This is a genomic window from Nocardia sp. NPDC050713 (genome assembly GCF_040654315.1).
GTDB lineage: Bacteria > Actinomycetota > Actinomycetes > Mycobacteriales > Mycobacteriaceae > Nocardia.
The window spans coordinates 49,891-67,680 of the sequence record NZ_JBFAHS010000023.1 but is presented as its reverse complement, the minus strand read 5'-3'; the positions used below and the strand labels follow the sequence as shown (position 1 = coordinate 67,680).

The 17,790-nt window shown below is 70.8% G+C and carries 17 protein-coding genes; 8 read left to right on the top strand and 9 right to left on the bottom strand.

From position 1 onward, the window contains the following. Positions 1 to 8: 8 nt before the first annotated feature. Positions 9 to 1,277, top strand: a complete 1,269-nt coding sequence (locus AB0H49_RS31750; protein WP_354999610.1) for a ribonuclease D — start codon at positions 9 to 11, stop codon at positions 1,275 to 1,277. 509 nt (positions 1,278 to 1,786) lie between these two features. Here AB0H49_RS31750 and dxs read toward each other — a convergent pair. Continuing rightward, positions 1,787 to 3,685, bottom strand: coding sequence for a 1-deoxy-D-xylulose-5-phosphate synthase (dxs, locus tag AB0H49_RS31745; RefSeq protein WP_354999609.1), 1,899 nt, complete (start codon positions 3,683 to 3,685; stop codon positions 1,787 to 1,789). 286 nt (positions 3,686 to 3,971) lie between these two features. On the opposite strand from dxs, the gene glsA reads away from it, so the two are divergent. From glsA to AB0H49_RS31730, 3 genes are all read left to right on the top strand, one after another. After that, positions 3,972 to 5,792 (top strand): glutaminase A, encoded by a 1,821-nt coding sequence (gene glsA / locus AB0H49_RS31740; protein WP_357256468.1) that lies wholly within the window; start codon positions 3,972 to 3,974, stop codon positions 5,790 to 5,792. 61 nt (positions 5,793 to 5,853) lie between these two features. Then, positions 5,854 to 6,537 carry an SIMPL domain-containing protein gene (locus tag AB0H49_RS31735; RefSeq protein ID WP_357256428.1) on the top strand — a complete coding sequence of 228 codons (684 nt, stop codon included), beginning with the start codon at positions 5,854 to 5,856 and terminating at the stop codon, positions 6,535 to 6,537. An 88-nt stretch (positions 6,538 to 6,625) separates the two neighbouring features. Next, positions 6,626 to 7,429, top strand: coding sequence for an enoyl-CoA hydratase (locus AB0H49_RS31730; protein WP_357256427.1), 804 nt, complete (start codon positions 6,626 to 6,628; stop codon positions 7,427 to 7,429). Positions 7,430 to 7,487: 58 nt separating this feature from the next. On the opposite strand, the gene AB0H49_RS31725 is transcribed toward AB0H49_RS31730, so the two are convergent. The 3 genes from AB0H49_RS31725 to AB0H49_RS31715 form a co-directional block, all read right to left on the bottom strand. Further along, positions 7,488 to 7,856 carry a glyoxalase gene (locus tag AB0H49_RS31725; protein ID WP_357256426.1) on the bottom strand — a complete coding sequence of 123 codons (369 nt, stop codon included), beginning with the start codon at positions 7,854 to 7,856 and terminating at the stop codon, positions 7,488 to 7,490. Between the two features lie 107 nt (positions 7,857 to 7,963). Further along, positions 7,964 to 9,352 (bottom strand): TRAM domain-containing protein, encoded by a 1,389-nt coding sequence (locus AB0H49_RS31720; protein WP_357256425.1) that lies wholly within the window; start codon positions 9,350 to 9,352, stop codon positions 7,964 to 7,966. 34 nt (positions 9,353 to 9,386) lie between these two features. Next, positions 9,387 to 11,378 carry an APC family permease gene (locus AB0H49_RS31715; RefSeq protein WP_354999604.1) on the bottom strand — a complete coding sequence of 664 codons (1,992 nt, stop codon included), beginning with the start codon at positions 11,376 to 11,378 and terminating at the stop codon, positions 9,387 to 9,389. 191 nt (positions 11,379 to 11,569) lie between these two features. Here AB0H49_RS31715 and AB0H49_RS31710 point away from each other — a divergent pair, with 191 nt between their 5' ends. After that, a complete protein-coding gene (locus tag AB0H49_RS31710) occupies positions 11,570 to 12,235 on the top strand; it encodes a TrkA family potassium uptake protein (RefSeq protein ID WP_354999603.1) in 666 nt (221 codons plus the stop codon). 2 nt (positions 12,236 to 12,237) lie between these two features. Next, positions 12,238 to 12,909 (top strand): TrkA family potassium uptake protein, encoded by a 672-nt coding sequence (locus AB0H49_RS31705; RefSeq protein ID WP_354999602.1) that lies wholly within the window; start codon positions 12,238 to 12,240, stop codon positions 12,907 to 12,909. A 33-nt stretch (positions 12,910 to 12,942) separates the two neighbouring features. Here the strand turns inward: AB0H49_RS31705 and AB0H49_RS31700 are convergent, their stop codons facing one another. The 3 genes from AB0H49_RS31700 to AB0H49_RS31690 all read right to left on the bottom strand — a co-directional run bounded on the left by AB0H49_RS31700 (position 12,943) and on the right by AB0H49_RS31690 (position 14,838). Next, complete coding sequence (locus AB0H49_RS31700) at positions 12,943 to 13,575, bottom strand: sigma-70 family RNA polymerase sigma factor (protein WP_357256424.1); 633 nt, start codon at positions 13,573 to 13,575, stop codon at positions 12,943 to 12,945. A gap of 139 nt (positions 13,576 to 13,714) precedes the next feature. Further along, positions 13,715 to 14,455 (bottom strand): DUF3159 domain-containing protein, encoded by a 741-nt coding sequence (locus tag AB0H49_RS31695; protein WP_354999600.1) that lies wholly within the window; start codon positions 14,453 to 14,455, stop codon positions 13,715 to 13,717. A gap of 5 nt (positions 14,456 to 14,460) precedes the next feature. Continuing rightward, entirely contained in the window at positions 14,461 to 14,838 is a 378-nt protein-coding gene (locus AB0H49_RS31690) for an OB-fold nucleic acid binding domain-containing protein (protein WP_354999863.1), read from the bottom strand. A 126-nt stretch (positions 14,839 to 14,964) separates the two neighbouring features. Between AB0H49_RS31690 and AB0H49_RS31685 the strand changes: the two genes are divergently transcribed. Beyond that, entirely contained in the window at positions 14,965 to 15,684 is a 720-nt protein-coding gene (locus tag AB0H49_RS31685; protein WP_357256423.1) for an alpha/beta fold hydrolase, read from the top strand. A gap of 150 nt (positions 15,685 to 15,834) precedes the next feature. Here the strand turns inward: AB0H49_RS31685 and AB0H49_RS31680 are convergent, their stop codons facing one another. Together AB0H49_RS31680 and dut are read right to left on the bottom strand one after the other, a co-directional pair. Next, complete coding sequence (locus AB0H49_RS31680) at positions 15,835 to 16,689, bottom strand: DUF3710 domain-containing protein (RefSeq protein ID WP_357256422.1); 855 nt, start codon at positions 16,687 to 16,689, stop codon at positions 15,835 to 15,837. Between the two features lie 7 nt (positions 16,690 to 16,696). Next, positions 16,697 to 17,197: a dUTP diphosphatase gene (gene dut, locus AB0H49_RS31675; protein WP_357256421.1), complete on the bottom strand. Its 501-nt coding sequence runs from the start codon at positions 17,195 to 17,197 to the stop codon at positions 16,697 to 16,699. Positions 17,198 to 17,259: 62 nt separating this feature from the next. Here dut and AB0H49_RS31670 point away from each other — a divergent pair, with 62 nt between their 5' ends. Continuing rightward, a complete protein-coding gene (locus tag AB0H49_RS31670) occupies positions 17,260 to 17,772 on the top strand; it encodes a DUF3093 domain-containing protein (RefSeq protein WP_354999596.1) in 513 nt (170 codons plus the stop codon). The last annotated feature ends 18 nt before the right edge of the window (positions 17,773 to 17,790 follow it).

The following is a 17,790-nucleotide window of genomic DNA, read 5'->3' as shown; positions in this document are numbered from 1 at the left end:
TCAGGTCTATGCCGGTAGGAGACCAGCCCGAAGACGGGCGCGCGGGAGACAGCACAGCGGAACCTCTGCTCGCCCCCGTCGATGGAGTGCCGCCGGTCCTTGCCACCGCGGACGAGGTCGCCGCGGCGGCCGCGAAGCTTGCGACGGGCACCGGTCCGCTCGCGGTCGACGCCGAACGCGCCTCGGGCTTCCGCTACTCCGCGCGCGCCTACCTGATCCAGCTGCGCCGCGCGGGCGCGGGCACCTTCCTGATCGACCCGATCCCGGTGACGGACGCGCTCACGCCGCTGGGCGAGGCGATCAACGACCTGGAGTGGGTGCTGCACTCGGCCGATCAGGATCTGCCGGGGCTCGCGGAACTGGGGCTGCGCCCCGCGCGACTGTTCGACACCGAGCTCGGCGGCAGGCTGGCCGGATACGAGCGGGTCGGATTGGCCGCGATGGTCGAGAAGCTGCTGGGACGGGCGCTGCGCAAAGGCCACGGCGCCGCCGACTGGTCGACCCGCCCGCTACCCGCCGAATGGCTCAACTACGCCGCGCTGGACGTGGAACTGCTGCTGGAGCTGCGCGCCAAGGTCGCCGCCGACCTGGAGGTGCAGGGCAAGACCGATTGGGCGGCACAGGAATTCGAGCACATCCGCACCACCGAACCGCCCGCGCCGAAGGCCGACCGTTGGCGGCGCACCTCCGGCATCCACACCCTGCGCCGCGCGCGTCAGCTCGCCGTCGTGCGCGAGCTGTGGACGACGCGGGACGCGCTGGCCCGCGCCCGTGACGTCGCGCCCGCCCGTATCCTGCCGGACTCTGCCATCGTCTCCGCCGCGACCGGCGACCCGCGCACCATCGCCCAGCTGCGCGCCCTCCCGGTGTTCGGCGGCCCGCGCCAGCGCCGGTATTCGCGGGAATGGCTCGGCGCCATCGATCGCGCCCGCGGACTGCCGGACAGCGAGCTGCCCCCGCTGACCCAACCATTCGACGGTCCGCCCCCGCCGAACCGCTGGGAGCGCCGCGACCCGATCGCCGCGGCCCGCCTGGCCCGCGCCCGCGCCGCGATGGGCGAGCTCTCGCTCGAGCACGCCATCCCGGTCGAGAACCTGCTCTCCCCCGACCTGGTCCGCAGACTGTGCTGGGACGGACTGCCGGAATACGATCGCGGCGACACCGCCGAACTCGCGGCCGCGGTCGACGGTTTCCTCAAGTCCGGCGGGGCCCGTCCTTGGCAACGTGAACTCGCCGTCCCCCGTCTCACCACCGCTCTGGCGCCGACACCCGCCTGACCGCGTGGTCGCGGCCCACCCTGACAGCGCGAGCCGATCGCCCTCGGCTCACCACCGCACACCAGCCACCACGCCCGCCTGACCGCGCGTGGTCGCGGCCCGCTCTGGCAGCGCGAGCCGATCGCCCTCGGCTCACCACCGCACACCAGCCACCACGCCCGCCTGCCCCTGCGTGATCACGGCCCACCCTGACAGCGCGCAACCGCCGCTCTGGCTCACCGTCGCACTCATACCTGCGGCTGCCCGACCTCGCGGGGTCGAACGTCCCACTCGACGGCCTTCTGCCTCGGTAGCGTCGAACTCGCCCTCCCCCGGCTCACCGTCTTGCTCACGCCTGCCGCAATGACGTCGCGGCCGACGGGCCGCGGGCTGTCCCACGATCCCTCGATGATCAGGATCCGAAAGCGACGCCCTCTCGGGCGGCGAGGGCGGCCGAGCGAGGATTTCGGGCCGACAACCCAGCGCGCCCCGCGCTCGGGATCCGAGGCGGGGCGCGCGAGATCGCGGGATCAGCTGGCGTCGAGCCAGCCGGTGATGCGCCGGGCGATGTCGATCGGGGTCAGGCCGAGTTCCTCGTGGACCTGGTTGCGCGAGGCGTGGTCCAGGAACTGCTGCGGGACGCCGAGGTCGCGAGTGGGGACGTCCAGACCGGAGGAGCGCAGGCGGGCCGAGACGGTGGAGCCGATGCCGCCGTGCAGGCCGCCGTCCTCGAGGGTGACCACCAGGCGGTAGTTCTCCGCGAGCTTCACCACGGTGTCGGAGACCGGCAGCACCCAGCGCGGATCGATCACGGTGACCGAGACACCCTCCGGTGCAAGCAGATCCGCGACCCGCAGCGCCGTCTCGGCGAACGAGCCGACCGCGACGACCAGCACGTCGCCGCGCTGCGCCTGCGCCGAGCCGCCCTCGGCGTCCGGCAGCCGCAGCACGTCCACGCCGTCGAGACGTTCGACCGCCGGGATGTCCTCGGTCACACTGCCCTTCGGGAAGCGCAGCGCGGTGGGCCCGTCGTCGACGGCCAGCGCCTCGCCCAGTTCTTCGCGGAGGGTGGCGGCGTCGCGCGGGGCGGCGACGCGGATGCCGGGGATGATGCCGAGCACCGACAGGTCCCACATGCCGTTGTGGCTGGCGCCGTCGGAACCGGTGATGCCCGCGCGGTCCAGCACCACGGTGACGGGCTGCTTCAGCAGCGCCACATCCATCAGCAGCTGATCGAAGGCGCGGTTGAGGAAGGTCGAGTAGATCGCGACCACGGGGTGCAGACCGCCGAGCGCGAGACCGGCCGCCGACGCCATGGCGTGCTGTTCGGCGATGCCGACGTCGAACATGCGGTCCGGGAACCGCTCGCCGAACGCGGCCAGACCGGTCGGGCCGGGCATCGCGGCGGTGATGGCGACGATGTCGTCGCGCTGTTCGGCGTGCGCGATCAGTTCCTCGGAGAAGACCGAGGTCCAGCCGACCGCCTTCGGACCGCCGACCGGACGACCGGTCAGCGGGTCGATGGGGTCGCAGGCGTGCATCTGGTCGGCGACGTGATTCTCGGCGGGCGCGTAGCCGCGCCCCTTCTGGGTGACCGCGTGCACCACCACCGGACCGCCGAAGTCCTTGGCGCGGCGCAGCGCCGCCTCCATGGCGGCGACGTCGTGGCCGTCCACCGGGCCGACGTACTTGAGCCCGAGATCGCTGAACAGCTCCTGCGGGCTCACCGCGTCCTTGATGCCCGCCTTCACCGCGTGCACCATCGAATAGGCCGATTCGCCCACCCGCGGAATGCTCTTGAGAATCCGCTTGCCCGCGTCCAGGGCCACCTCGTAGGCGGGCTGGGTGCGCAGCGCGGTGAGCCGCTCGGCGAGGCCGCCGATGGTCGGGGCGTACGAGCGGCCGTTGTCGTTGACGACGATCACCACCGAGCGGTCCGGTGCGGCGGCGATGTTGTTCAGCGCCTCCCAGCACATACCGCCGGTGAGCGCGCCGTCGCCGACGATCGCGACGACGTGCCTGCCCTGTCCGGTGAGCTGGAACGCCTTGGCCAGACCGTCGGCGTAGGACAGCGCCGCGGAGGCGTGCGAGGACTCCACCCAGTCGTGCGCGCTCTCCGCGCGGCTCGGGTAGCCCGACAGCCCGCCCTGCTTGCGCAGACCGTCGAACTGGTCCTTGCGGCCGGTGAGGATCTTGTGCACGTAGGCCTGGTGGCCGGTGTCGAAGATCAACGGGTCGGCGGGCGAATCGAAGACTCGATGCAGCGCGATGGTCAGTTCCACCACGCCGAGGTTCGGTCCCAGGTGACCGCCGGTGGCGGCGACCTTCTGCACCAGGAACTCGCGGATCTCCTCCGCCAGCTCCTTCAGCTCGGCCACGTTCAGCCGGCGCAAGTCTTCGGGCGTGTCGACCCGGGAAAGCACTCCCACCTGAACTCGCTCCCTCCGGATAGCGCTTCTGATCCGATCAGTCTACGGAGCGGTGACAGTGCCACTTTCCGACAACTGCCTGTCACCAGCCGACTTCGTCGCGACATGTGAGACTGGACACGCGCGAGCCGGACGAAAACGTCCGGCCGTGCGCTCTACGGTACCTGTCGGCCGCGCGGGGCTGGACGGAGTAGCCCCAAAGTTCGCGCAAGCCCGCGGCGAACGGCCATACAGTGGTCGGGTGGCCGAGCCCGAGCGAGTGGTTCCGCGAACGACCGATTCCGGTGTGGTGGCACGCATCGTCGCCGACGTGTACGCCGAGTGCCTAGCCGACCGGTCCGGCGAGCCGGCCGACTACATTCCCGAACTCGCGGCGGTGCAAGCGGATTCGTTCGGCCTGTGCGTGGCCACCGCCGACGGACGGGTGTACGGCGCCGGTGACGTGCACGTACCCTTCACGATCCAGTCGATCTCCAAGCCGTTCAGCTACGCGCTGGCGCTCGCCGATCGCGGGCCCGCCGCGGTGGCCGAGCGAATCGACGTGGAGCCCTCCGGCGAAGCGTTCAACGAGATCAGCCTGGACCCGGTGACCGCGCGTCCGCGCAATCCGATGATCAACGCGGGCGCCATCACCGCTTCCGCACTGATCGACGGTCGCGACGCCGCCGAGAGGTTCGAGCGGGTGCGCCGCTGCTACTCCCGTTTCGCCGGGCGCGAGCTGCACGTGAACGAGGCCGTCTACGCCTCCGAGGCACGCACCGGTTACCGCAACCGCGCCATCGGCTACCTGCTGCGCTCCTTCGGCGTCATCGACTCCGATCCGGACGAGGCGGTGGACCGCTACTTTCGGCAGTGCTCGATCGACGTCACCTGCCACGATCTCGCCGTGATGGCCGCGACACTGGCCAACAACGGCGTCAATCCGCTCACCAGGCAGCGGGCCCTGTCGAGCACGCTGACCGAACAGGTGCTGAGCGTGATGACGACCTGCGGCATGTACGACGCGGCGGGCGAGTGGGTGAGCACCGTCGGCATGCCCGCCAAGAGCGGGGTCGGCGGTGGCATCCTGGCGGTGCTGCCCGGGCAGATCGGGATCGCCGTCTACTCCCCGCGCCTGGACCGGCACGGCAACAGCGTGCGCGGTGTCGCGGCCTGCCGGGATCTGTCGCGGCGGCTGGAACTGCACTTCCTGCACGTCACCCGGTCGGCGCGCACGACGATCCGCGCCGACTACACGGTGGTGGAGGTGCCCTCCCGGATGCGGCGCAGCACCGAGGAGATCGCGGTGCTCGACGAGCACGGACACCGAGCCAGGGTCTACGAACTGCACGGCGATCTGCTGTTCGCGGGGGCCGAGGGCGCGGTGCGCGCGATCGAGAAGCGGGCCGGAGATCTGGACGCGCTGGTGATCGACCTGCGCCGGGTGGGTGAGGTCAGCGTGATCGCGGTGACCATGCTCGACGAGCTGCGACGCGAACTCGCCGCGACCGGGTGCCTGGTCGCGCTGGTGGACCCGGACGCCAAGCTGGGGCGTCTGGTGTCGAGCCTGGACCCCGCCGACCCGCGCGGCCGGGTCTTCATCGACCGCGACACCGCCACGGAGTGGTGCGAGGACATCGTGCTCGCCCGCCACCGTCCCGCCGACGAACCGGCGTGCACGTCGATCACGGTCGAGGAGCATCCCGCGCTCGCGGCGCTCGACCGCGAGGCGCGGGCGCGGCTGGCGGAGGATTTCGAGATGCGCACCGTCGCGCGTGGCGAGGTGATCGCCCACCGCGGCAGCAGCCGTTCCGGGCTGTATCTGATCTTGGAGGGCCGGGTCCGGCTCAGCTTCGAAGGCGCAGACGGACGCGCCCACCGGCTGGTCACCCTCTCGGCGGGGATGTCGTTCGGGGAGATCCCGATGCTGGTCGGCACGCCGTTCGTGAACGAGGCGCGGGCCGAGACAGCCGTCCGAGTCGCGGTGCTGAGTCCCGCCCGCTTCGACATGCTCGCCGAACGCGCGCCGGAGCTGAAGCTGGCGCTGCTGGAACGGCTGGCGGCGGGCGCGTACGCCCAGATGGACGCCGCCGTGCGGGCGATCGCGGTACGCGGCGGGGACTATTGAGCCGATTCATCCGTTGAGCCAGCGACGAGGACCGACACCGCCGAGCGAGGAGCGCAGCGACGTGAGCAAGAAGAAGTCCGACACCGGCACGGTCACCACCTTCGGGCAGGGCAGCGTGCGCGCGACCCCGGATCTGATGCGCGTCACCATTTCCCTCGAGACGAGGGCGAGCAAGGTCGCGCTGGCCTACGGGCAGGCGGGCGAGCGGGTCGCGGCGGTCAGCGCGGCGCTGCGCGCAAACGGCGTCGCCGACTCCGACATCGCCACGAGTGGGCTGTCGGTGCGCACCGAGACGGTGTGGACCGAGGGGCAGGGCAACCGCATCACGGGTTATCTCGCGACCGCCGACCTGACGGTGGCGCTGCGCGACATCGACGCCGAAGCGGGGGCCGAGACCGGGCCCGCGACGATCATCGCCGACGCGGTGGAGGCGGGCGGCGACGACGTCCGGCTCGGCGGGCTCACCCTCACCTTCGCCGATCAGGCGGGTTTGCTCGCGCGGGCCCGCGACGCGGCGTGGGACAACGCGCTGGCCAAGGCCGAGCAGTACGCCGCGCGGGCGGGCCGGGCGCTGGGCTCGGTGCTGGAGATCACCGAGAACGCCGCGTCCGCACCGCCTTTCGCGCCGCGGATGCGCGCCATGTCGGCGCCGGTGGGTGAGGTCGCGTTCGCCGCGGCGGTGCCGGTCGAGCTCGGCGAATCGGAGGTGTCGGCGAGCGTGCGCGCCACCTGGGAATTGGACTGAGGGAGCCGCGGATTCGCCGCGATCGGCGCGCGGGCGACCCTATAGTGAAGGCGCGCGGCGGACCGGGCGCCGCGGGTCAGGAGCCGCCATGTCCTTCGTGCTCGTCGACCGGCCGCGGCCGCATATCGCGCTGGTGACGCTGAACCGGCCGGACCGGATGAACGCCATGGCCTTCGATGTGATGATCCCGCTGCGCGAGGCGCTCGAGCAGGTGAGCGCCGACAACGACGTCCGCGTGGTGGTGCTGACCGGTGCAGGACAAGGCTTCTGTTCGGGCGCCGACCTCCAAGGCGCCGGGCGGGTGCCGAACACGGCGGGGCTCACTCCCACTACGGTCGCGCGTCGCTCGATGGACCTGCTCAACGACGTGATGATCACGCTGCGCCGGATGCACCAGCCGGTGATCGCCGCGGTCAACGGCGCGGCCATCGGCGGCGGGTTCTGCCTCGCGGTCGGCGCCGACATCCGCGTCGCCGGCGAGGACGCGTATTTCCGCGCCGCGGGCATCAACAACGGCCTCACCTCGACCGAGCTCGGCATGAGCTTCCTGCTGCCGCGCGCCATCGGCTCCGCGCGCGCCTTCGAGATCATGCTCTCCGGACGCGACGTCGACGCCGTCGAGGCCGAGCGGATCGGTCTGGTCTCGCGGACCGTGCCCACCGCGAAACTCCTCGACACCTGCTACGACCTCGCCGAACGCATCATCGGCTTCAGCCGGGTCGGCACCGAACTCACCAAGCGGATGCTGTGGAGCGGACTGGAGGCGAGCAGCTTCGAGTCACATATGCAGCAGGAGGGCCTCGCCCAGCTCTACGTCCGCCTCACCACCGACAACTTCGACGAGGCCATCCGCGCCCGCCGCGACCGCCGTCCACCCCATTACGAACACTGACCGGACGGAGCCTTGGGTCGGCCATGTCCGCCGCTGCCCGAGGGAACGAATTCGGAATTCAGTCCGCCAGGAACTCGAGCCGATTGCCGACGCCGTCCTCGGTGAAGAAGCGGCGGCGCCCCGGGATTTCGGCGGGATCGGCCCAGCGCACCGGATGACCCGCGCCCGCGACCGCCTCGGCCGTCGCGTCGATGTCGACGACGAATGCGGGATGTGCCTTGGCGGCCGGGCGGAAGTCGGCCTCTACGCCCACGTGCAGCTCGCCGTCTGGTCCACCGTAGCCGGGCACCCGGAACCAGCAGCCGCCGCGCGCCGCCAGCAGCGGCGGTTTCGGCAGCTCTGGCCAGCCGAGCACATCGGTGTAGAACGCGCGCTGCGCGTCCTCGGATCCCGGCGGACAGCTCACCTGCACGTGATGGATCACCACATCCCTCCCGCCGAGTCGATCAGTCCCCCACTGGCACAGGGACTCCCGGTGCCGACTCTACGCGACCCGCGGTCGTCCGGATCGCGCCGCTACTGCACCCCGGCCGGTCAGCGCTCCAGCAGCGCAAGGCATTCCACGTGGTGGGTCGCGGGGAAGGCGTCGAAGGCGCGCAGGTCGACGAGGCGGTAGCCGTGCGATCGATAGAGGCCCAGGTCGCGGGCGAACGCGGCCGGGTCGCAACCGACGTGGACGATGCGGGCGGGAGCGGCCGTGGCCACCGCCGCGACCACCTCCTTGCCCGCACCCGCGCGCGGCGGATCCAGTACCACGGCCCGTGGCGCGGCGCCGCCCACATGCTCGGTCAGCCAGCGTTCGACACGTTCCGCGCGCAGATCCACCCAGGGCAGGTCGTGCAATGCGGCCTGTCCGTCGGCCACGGCGGAACGCGCCGACTCCACCGCGAGCACCGAGCCCCGCGCGCCTACTCGATCCCCCAGGCGCGCCGCGAAAACCCCTGCACCGCTGTACAAATCCCAGGCCAGGTCACCGTGGTCGAGACCCGACCAGTCCGCTACCACGTCCGAATAACATTGCGCCGCAAGGCGATGCGCCTGCCAGAACCCGGTCGCCGCGATCTCCCAGCGCCGTCCGGCGACGTACTCCACGGCCCGCCCGGTGCCGTCGACCACCCATTCGTCGCGGGCGGCGTGTGTCGCGGCGCGGCGCGCCACCGCCTCGCGGCGCGCCTCCTCCGGATCCTCGACCCGCTCCTCCCCTCGGCCCGAGGGTCCCGCGGCACCGCGCGGCCGCTCCGAGCCCTGGTTCCCGCCGCGCCTCCCTCGCGGTCCGCCACCGTGCCGCCGCCCCCGCCGGGCGGTCACTTGCTCGGCGGGCGGCAGTTCCACCAGGTGCCGCACACCGTCCCCGTCCACCGCGACGACCAGATCCGCGCCCGGCGTCCAGATCCGGTCGGCGATGCCGTTCATCGCACCCGAAACCGGTTGCGGGCAGCGCAGATCCGCGATCACCTCGGTGCTGCGATAGCGGTGCACACCGGCCCGCCCCTCGGCGTCGACCGGCAGCCGGATCCTGGTACGCCAGCCGCCGCTCGCGTCGTCCGGATAACCGGCGATCGGTTCGACGACGATCTCGCGCTCGATCCCCGCGAGCCTGCGCAACTGTTCGGCGACCACCATCGCCTTCAGCTCCCGCTGCGCGGCGGGCGTCGCGTGTGAGAAATCGCAGCAGCCCGCGCCGCCCGGCCCCGACACCGGGCAGGTCGGCGGCACTCGGTCCGGCGAAGGCTCCAGAACCTGCACGGCGTCGGCACGGCAGAACGAACCGCCGCGGTCCTCGGTGACCGTGGCGCGCACCAGCTCACCGGGCAGCCCGTGCCGCACGAACACGACCCGGCCCTCGTGCCTGCCGACACAGAACCCGCCGTGTCCGGGCGGGCCCAGCCGCAGGTCGAAGGTCCTGCCGAACCAGTCGGTCATCGCGCGGACCCGCTCGCGCAGGGCTGCGGCGCGTTCATACCCGATCCTCGTAGCCGCGCCGTACCGCGCCGGGCGCGTTGATCTCGCCCGCCTGTCCGGCCCGCGTCGTCGACGAGCTCAGCTGCCACGGCACCGAGGTCACCATGACACCGGGCTCGAAGAGCAGCCTGCCCTTGAGCCGCAGCGCGCTCTGGTTGTGCAGCACCTGCTCCCACCAGTGGCCGACGACGTACTCGGGAATGAACACCGTCACCACGTCGCGCGGAGCGTCGCGGCGCACCCGCTTGACGTAGTCCAGCACCGGCTTGGTGATCTCGCGGTAGGGCGATTCGATCACCTTGAGCGGCACGGTGATATCGCTCTTCTCCCATTCCCGCACCAGCGCCCTGGTGTCGGCCTCGTCGACGTTCACCGTGATCGCCTCGAGCGTGTCGGGGCGGGTGGCGCGCGCGTAGGCCAGCGCGCGCCGTGTCGGCAGGTGCAGCCTGGAGACCAGCACGATCGAATGCGAACGGCTCGGCAGCACGCCGTCCCACTCGTGCTCGTCGAGTTCCCTGGCGACCGAGTCGTAGTGGCGGCGGATGCTCTTCATCACCACGAAGATGGAGACCATGGTCAGGATCGCGATCCAGGCGCCCGCGAAGAACTTGGTGATGAGCACGATGATCAGCACCGCGCCGGTGGCGCTGAGGCCGACCGCGTTGATCACCCGGGAACGCTGCATCCTGGCCCGCTGCGCCGGATCGGTCTCGGTGCGCAGCAGCCTCGTCCAGTGCCGCAGCATGCCGGTCTGGCTGAGCACGAACGAGACGAACACGCCGACGATGTAGAGCTGGATGAGCTTGGTGACCTCGGCCCCGAAGACGACGACGAACGCGATCGCCGCGCCGGACAGGAACAGGATGCCGTTGCTGAAGGCCAGCCGGTCACCGCGGGTGTGCAGCTGGCGCGGCAGGTAGCGGTCCTGCGCCAGAATCGAACCGAGTACCGGGAAGCCGTTGAAGGCCGTGTTGGCGGCCAGCACCAGGATCAGCGCGGTGACGATGGTGATGAAGAAGAACCCGATCGGGAAGCCTTGGAACACCGTGTCGGCGATCTGGGCGATCAGCGTCTTCTGGTGGTAGTCGTCGGGCGCGCCGATCAGGTTGTGGGTGTCGTGGGCGTACACGATGCCGATCTTCTGCGCCAGGATGATGATGCCCATCAGCAGCGTGATCGCGATGCTGCCCAGCAGCAGCAGCGTGGTCGCGGCATTGCGCGACTTGGGCTTGCGGAAGGCGGGCACGCCGTTGCTGATCGCCTCGACACCGGTCAGCGCGGCACAGCCAGAGGAGAAGGCGCGCGCGAGCAGGAAGGCGAAGGCCACGCCGTAGAGGTGCTCGTCCTCGGCGGCGAGGCCGAATCCGGACGACTCGGCCCGCAGTTCCTCCCCGAGCACCACGGTGCGGAACAGGCCCCAGCCGAGCATGACGAACATGCCGAAGATGAACGCGTAGGTCGGGATCGCGAACGCGGTGCCCGATTCCCGGACGCCGCGCAGGTTCATCGCGGTCAGCAGCGCGATGGCCACCACCGCGAACAGCACCTTGTGGGTGGCCACGAAGGGAATGGCCGAGCCGATGTTGGAGGCGGCCGAGGAGATCGACACCGCGACGGTGAGCACGTAGTCCACCAGCAGGGCGCTGCCGACCGTGAGTCCCGCAGTGGGGCCGAGGTTGGTGGTCGCGACCTCGTAGTCGCCGCCGCCGGACGGGTAGGCGTGCACGTTCTGGCGGTAGCTGGCCACCACCACAGCCATCACGAACGCGACGGCGAGACCTACCCAGGGCGTGTAGACGTAGGCCGAGATACCGGCCGCCGACAGCACGAGAAAGATCTCCTCCGGCGCGTACGCGACCGACGACATGGCGTCGGAGGCGAACACCGGAAGCGCGATTCGCTTGGGCAGCAGTGTGTGCCCCAGCGAATCGCTACGAAAGGGCCTGCCCAGCAGCATCCGCTTGGCTGCCGTCGTCAACTTGGACACTGAAGCGAGCATAGATCCCCCGGCCCTCGATCGCCCGCGGGGTATCGATGCGCGTCTGCGCAGGCCCGCGGGTCACAAAGAGGTTTGCCCGCCCCCCGAAGGGGGAAAGTGGGCCATGGACACACAGGGCGGGTACGGTTCTGCGGACAGGTGAGTAGACCGAACGCCAGGTCCAGGAGCGAGGTTGCACGGTGTACGTAGTGATCATGGGATGCGGTCGCGTCGGCTCGTCGCTGGCCCGCGCCCTGGTCCGGGTTGGCCACGAGGTCACCGTGATCGACCGGGATCCGAGCGCGTTCCTGCGGCTGGGTGACGATTTCCCCGGCGAGCGCCTGGTCGGCGTCGGCTTCGACCGAGATGTGCTGACCCGCGCCGGAATCGAGCGGGCCGAGGCGTTCGCCGCGGTCTCCTCCGGCGACAACTCCAACATCATCTCCGCCAGGGTGGCCCGCGAGACCTTCGGCGTCGAGCGCGTTGTCGCCCGGATCTACGACGCCAAGCGCGCCGCGGTGTACGAGCGGCTCGGCATCCCGACCATCGCCACGGTGCCGTGGACCACCGACCGTTTCCTGCGCACCCTCGTCGGCGATTCCAGCACGACGACCTGGCGCGATCCCACCGGAACGGTCGCGGTGACCCAGCTGACGCTGCACGAGGACTGGTACGGGCGGACGGTGCGCGATCTGGAGCGCGCGATCTCCGTCCGGGTGGCGTTCATCATCCGGTTCGGCCAAGGCCTGTTGCCCGACAGCAAGACCATCGTCCAGGCCGACGACATCGTCTACGTGGCCGCGAACTCGGGCAGTGTCGGCGAGGTCGTCGCGCTGGCCGTCAAGCCCCCCGCTAGCGAGGACTGATCATGAAGGTGGCCATCGCCGGGGCAGGCGCCGTCGGCCGATCGATTGCCCGCGAACTGCTACGCAGCGGACACACGGTGATGCTGATCGAGCGTCAGCTCGACCACATCGACGCGGAAGCCATTCCGGACGCCGTCTGGGTGCACGCCGACGCGTGCGAACTCGCGCTGCTGGAGGAAGCCGGGCTGGAGACCTACGAGGTGGTCATCGCGGCCACCGGCGACGACAAGGCGAACCTGGTACACAGCCTGCTCGCCAAGACCGAGTTCGGCGTGCGCCGCGTGGTCGCCAGGGTCAACGACCCGCGCAACGAATGGCTCTTCGACGAGTCGTGGGGCGTCGACGTGGCGGTCTCCACGCCGCGCCTGCTCGCCTCGCTGGTCGAGGAGGCGGTCTCGGTGGGCGACCTGGTCCGCCTGATGACGCTGCGCCAAGGGCAGGCGAACCTGGTGGAGATCACCCTGCCCGCCGACACCGCGCTGGCGGGCAAGCCCGTCCGCACCCTGACCCTGCCCCGCGACGCCGCGCTGGTGACGATCCTGCGCGGCGGCCGGGTGATCGTCCCGCAGGCCGACGATCCCTTCGAGGGCGAGGACGAGCTGCTGTTCGTGACCTCGGTGGAAGCCGAGGAAGATCTGCGGGTGGCGCTGGCCGACCACGGCATCAAGCCATAACACCCCGATACGGTTTGCTGCCGCGGTTCGGGCTCAGGCCACCGGCTGCAGCTGCGCCCGCAGCTTGCTGAGGGCGCGGTGCTGCATCACCCGGACGACGCCGGGGCTGGTGCCGATGGCCTCCGCGGTCTGCGCGGCCGACCAGCCGAGCACGATCCGCATCACCAGCACCTCGCGGTGCGCGGGAGCCAGTATCTTCATCAATTCCCTGGTGGCCGAGCGGCGTTCGAGCGCGAGCGCCCATTCTTCCGGCCCAGCGGCCGCCGACGGGGAGTCGGGGACGTCCGCGACGGGATAGGTCGGGTGCATCTGCGAGCGCCGGAACGCGTCGGCGATCTTGTTGGCCGCGATGCCGTAGACGAAGGCCAGGAAGGACTTGCCCTGATCCCGGTAGCGCGGGATGGCGTTGACGGTGGCCAGCAGGATCTCCTGCACCACGTCGTCGGCGGTGACGTGCAGGTGGGCGGTGTTGCCGAGACGGGCGCCGGTATAGCGGCGGACCAGCGGGTGCACTACCCGCACGATCTCCGACACCGCGTGCTTGTCGCCCGCGGCGGCGGGGCCGATCAGCTTGTCCAATTCGGCCGCCACCCGGCGACTCTCCGACAGCGCGGGGCTGGGGTGGGCGTGGGTCTTGGTGGTCGAAACCTTGTGCTCGGTAGCCAATGTCCGAGTCCTTTCTAGCCGATCGTTGCGTTTCTCGTGTTGCAAACGATCGTCCGATGAACTCGGCGCACCAACCAGGTACCCCAGGGTGGAGAGTGCCCCACCTCGGCGGTGGGGCGGACCCCACCCCTGTTCCGTATCAGGCGGTTTCGGCCTTGGCGCGCGGCAGATGACCGGCCCGGCGCACGGCCCAGATGGTGACCGCGAAGGCGACGGCGGTCAGCGGCCAGCCCATGGCGATGCGGGCGACGGCGAGCCAACCGGTGCGGTCGGTGTCGTAGAGCTCGGACTGGACCAGATACCTGGCGGCGAAGACCACGACGAAGGTGGCGGTCGCCAGGTCGTAGAGGCGCAGCGCCCTGCGGTCGGCGCGCCAGCCGGAGCCGTGGCCGTTCAGCACGCCCCAGATCACGCCGACCAGCGGCCGACGCACCAGGATCGAGGCGAGGAACACGCCCGCGTAGATCAGGCTGGTGTAGATGCCGAACAGGAAGAAACCCTTGGCCTCGCCGACCCGGTAGGCGATCAGCGCGCAGACGCCGACGCCGAGGAAGCCGGAAATGGCGGGTTGCACCGGATCGCGTCGCACCAGCCGCCACACGAGCACGGCGGTCGCGACGCCCAGCGCCGCCCAGATCGCGGCGGTGAGCCCGGCGAGGGTGTTCACCGGGACGAAGACGAGCACCGGCAACGTCGAGTAGATCAGGCCGCTGAATCCGCCCAACTGCTCGAGCAGCGTCTGTTGGGCGGCTTCCTCACGCACGGCCTCTTCGGCCGAGGCGGGACGGTCGTCCGTACGCCTGCGAGCCGCGGCGTCGATCGGTCGCTCGATATCGGTCGGCGTGCCTAGATCGGCGCCGTGGTCGTTGCTCGATGGCATACGTGTCAGCTGTTCCCGCGCAATTCGTAGTAGGGGTTAAAGATCACCTTACGGCCGTCGCGGTCACCGACCCGGCCGCGGACCAGAATTCGCCGCCCCGGTTCGATGCCGGGGATGCGCCGACGGCCGATCCACACGAGTGTGATGGCGTCGGTGCCGTCGAAGAATTCTGCCTGAACACTGGCGCCCACCGACTTGGGGCAGGCCTCCACACTTCGTAGACGACCGAGCATCGTCGCTTCGTCACCGCGACGACACTCCGACGCCCGACACGCGCCCGACGCCTCTGCGGTCTCGGCCAGCTCCTCGGCATCGAGTCTGTCGATGTCCTCGGTAAGCCTGCGGCCCAGACGTCGAAAATACCCTGAGGCTGCGGATGGCATTACACGCTCTCCTGCTGCACAGATGGCGCGGGTCTCACGCCATCGTGGTTGTTCGGTGACGACCGGCTGTTGGCCGTACACCCGCCACTGTAGATGCCTACGGTCACCCCCGCTACGCTCGACCCGGTGTTCGACTCCACACATGTCACGACGGCCACACGACCTGCGGTTCCGCTTGTCGTCGCGCTGCCGGGCACCGGCTCCGACGCCGATTTCGCCCGGCGCGCCTTCGGCCCGGCGAGCGTCGCTCGCGGGTTCGAATCGATTGCCGTGGAGCCGGATCCGCGGGCGGTCGTGGCCAGCTGCCACGCCGCGCTGGACGCCGCCGCCGCGCGGGGCCCGGTACTGGCCGCGGGCATCTCGCTCGGCGCGGCGATCGCGCTGGAATGGGCGGGCGCGCACCCCGAATCCGTCGCGGGCGTCGTCGCCGCGCTGCCCGCATGGACGGGCTCGGACACCGCCCGTTGCCCTGCCGCGCTCAGCGCCGCCGTGACCGCCGAGCAACTGCGCGCCGACGGCTTGGAGACGGTCATCGCCCGGATGCGCGCGAGCAGCCCGCGCTGGCTGGCCGACGCCTTGACCCAGTCCTGGCGCTCCCAGTGGCCGCACTTGCCGCAAGCCCTCGAGGAAGCCGCCGACTACAAGTGGCCGAGCACCGACCGCCTCGCCACGCTGGACGTGCCGGTCGCGGTCGTCACCGCGACCGACGACCCGGTCCACCCGCTCGCCGTAGCCGAGGAGTGGGCCGATCTGATCCCCGGAGCCCGGCTGTTCCGCACCACGCTGGACGAATTGGGCGCCGACCCGGCGATCCTGGGCCGCCTCGGATTCACGGCATTCGACTGACGGGCCGGTCTTCCGCTGACGGGCCGGTCTTCCGCACCGCGGCCCGTGGGCGAACTCCTCGCCGAGACCGGACGGGCCACGCCGTTGCGGCAGGAGACCGTCCACCCGCCTCGCAGTGCGGACAACCTCCGCGAGGCGGGTGCGAAGCGATCAGTTCAGGCCGAGCTGCTGCATGGCGGAGCCGTCGGCGCCGCGGCGCGGCTGGGGCGGCAGCGTCTGCGGCTGGGCGGGCACCGGGTTCTGGGCCGCGGCGGCCTGGGCGGCCAGCTGCTGCTGTTGCGCCTCGATCTGCGCGTGGTGCGCGGCGGCCAGCTGCTCGGCGAGCTGCTGCGGCAGGACGACCGGCAGCGGATCGCGCACCGGCAGCGGATCGGTGCCGCGCCGGATGACCGTCTCGCTGAGGATCGCCCGCGCCGCGGACACCAGCGGCGTGCCGTCGTTCACAGCGCCCGAGGGGCCCGCCGCGACCAGGCGCACCATCCAGCGGTAGCCGTCCACGCCGATGAAGCGCAGGTCGGCGCCCTCCGTGATGGCCAGGACTTCCCGGCCCCACGGACCGGTCTCCACCGCGACCCGCGCGCCGTCCTTGCGCAGCGAGTCGGCGAGGTCGGCCGCCACCGCCCGCCACTGGCCCGGCGATTTGGGCGCGGCATAGGCGGCGACGGTGATGCGGCCGTGCTCGGTGGCCAGGTGCACCGCCTGCGGAGTGCCGTCCGGGGTCATCTCGACCTGTAGCTGGCCGCCCGGCGGCACCGGCAGGATGACCGAACCCAGGTCGAGGCGCTGATCGACGACTCCTTCGAGCAGCTCGGCCACTTCGTCGTAGTCGTAGGGGCCGGTCCGCTCGCCCTCCGGGCGTTCCGCGAAACCGGCGGTGTCCTCGGCGAATTCGTCGTAGGACAGCTCGTCGTACTCGGCGTCGTAGTCCACGTCGTCGTACTCGGCGCCGTAGTCGTCGTACTGGTCCTCGAACCGGTCCGACCGTTTCTTTCTCTTTCCGAACATCGTCGCCTCACGCCTCCCGGCCGGTCACCCGGCTCACCCCGTCGGTCTCCGCGCCCAAGCTGGCGTGACCGCCGCTGGACCCGTAGCCGCCCGCACCCCGCGGCGTGTCGTCGAGCTGATCGACCTCGACGAAGTCCACCAGCTCGACCCGCTGCACGAGCAGCTGCGCGATCCGGTCGCCACGGCGCAACTCGATGCGCGTGCGCGGATCGTGATTGATCAGACACACCTTGATCTCGCCCCGGTAGCCCGCGTCCACGGTCCCCGGCGTGTTCACCACCGACAGCCCGGTCTTGGCGGCGAGCCCGGACCGAGGATGGATCAGCCCGACCGTGCCGACCGGCAGCGCCACGGCGACGCCGGTGCCGACGAGCACCCGCTCCCCCGGCTCCAGGATGACGTCCTCGGTGGTGCACAAGTCCACGCCGGCGTCGCCCGCATGGGCGCGCGTCGGCACGGGAATGCCCGGATCCAGCCGCAGCAGGGGTATCGGTGAAAGTGCGCTCACGTTGGTCGAGCCTACGCGTACCTCGGCGTTCGCCTGGCGGGACGGTGGCCTACTGTTGAGTCGTGTCGGACAGGCCCAACCCTTCGGTGACGGACAACGAGAAACAGGCCCGCCGGCCATACGTCGAGCGGCTCTGGGTACCGCTGTGGTGGTGGCCGGTCGGGTTCGGCATCGCCGGGTTGCTCGCCGCCGAAATCCACATGGGCGCACCGGGAATCCGGGCCTGGCTGCCCTATGTTCTGCTGTTCCCGGTCGCGGCCTGGGTGCTGGTGTGGTTGAGTCGCCACAAGCTGGCGGTGAACGCCGACGCCTCGGGCACACCGGAATTGCGCGTCGACCGCGCGCACCTACCGGTGAATTTCGTGTCTCGCGCGGCGGTGGTCGCCCCCTCCGCGAAGAGCGCGGCCCTCGGCCGCCAGCTCGATCCCGCCGCGTATGTGCAACATCGTCCCTGGATCGGTCCGATGGTGTTGTTGGTCCTCGACGACCCCGATGATCCGACGCCGTACTGGTTGATCAGTACGCGCCGACCAGAGAAGGTCCTTGCCGCGCTCGGGCTGCCGAGCGCGGGCTGACAGTTACCTTCGGCCGAA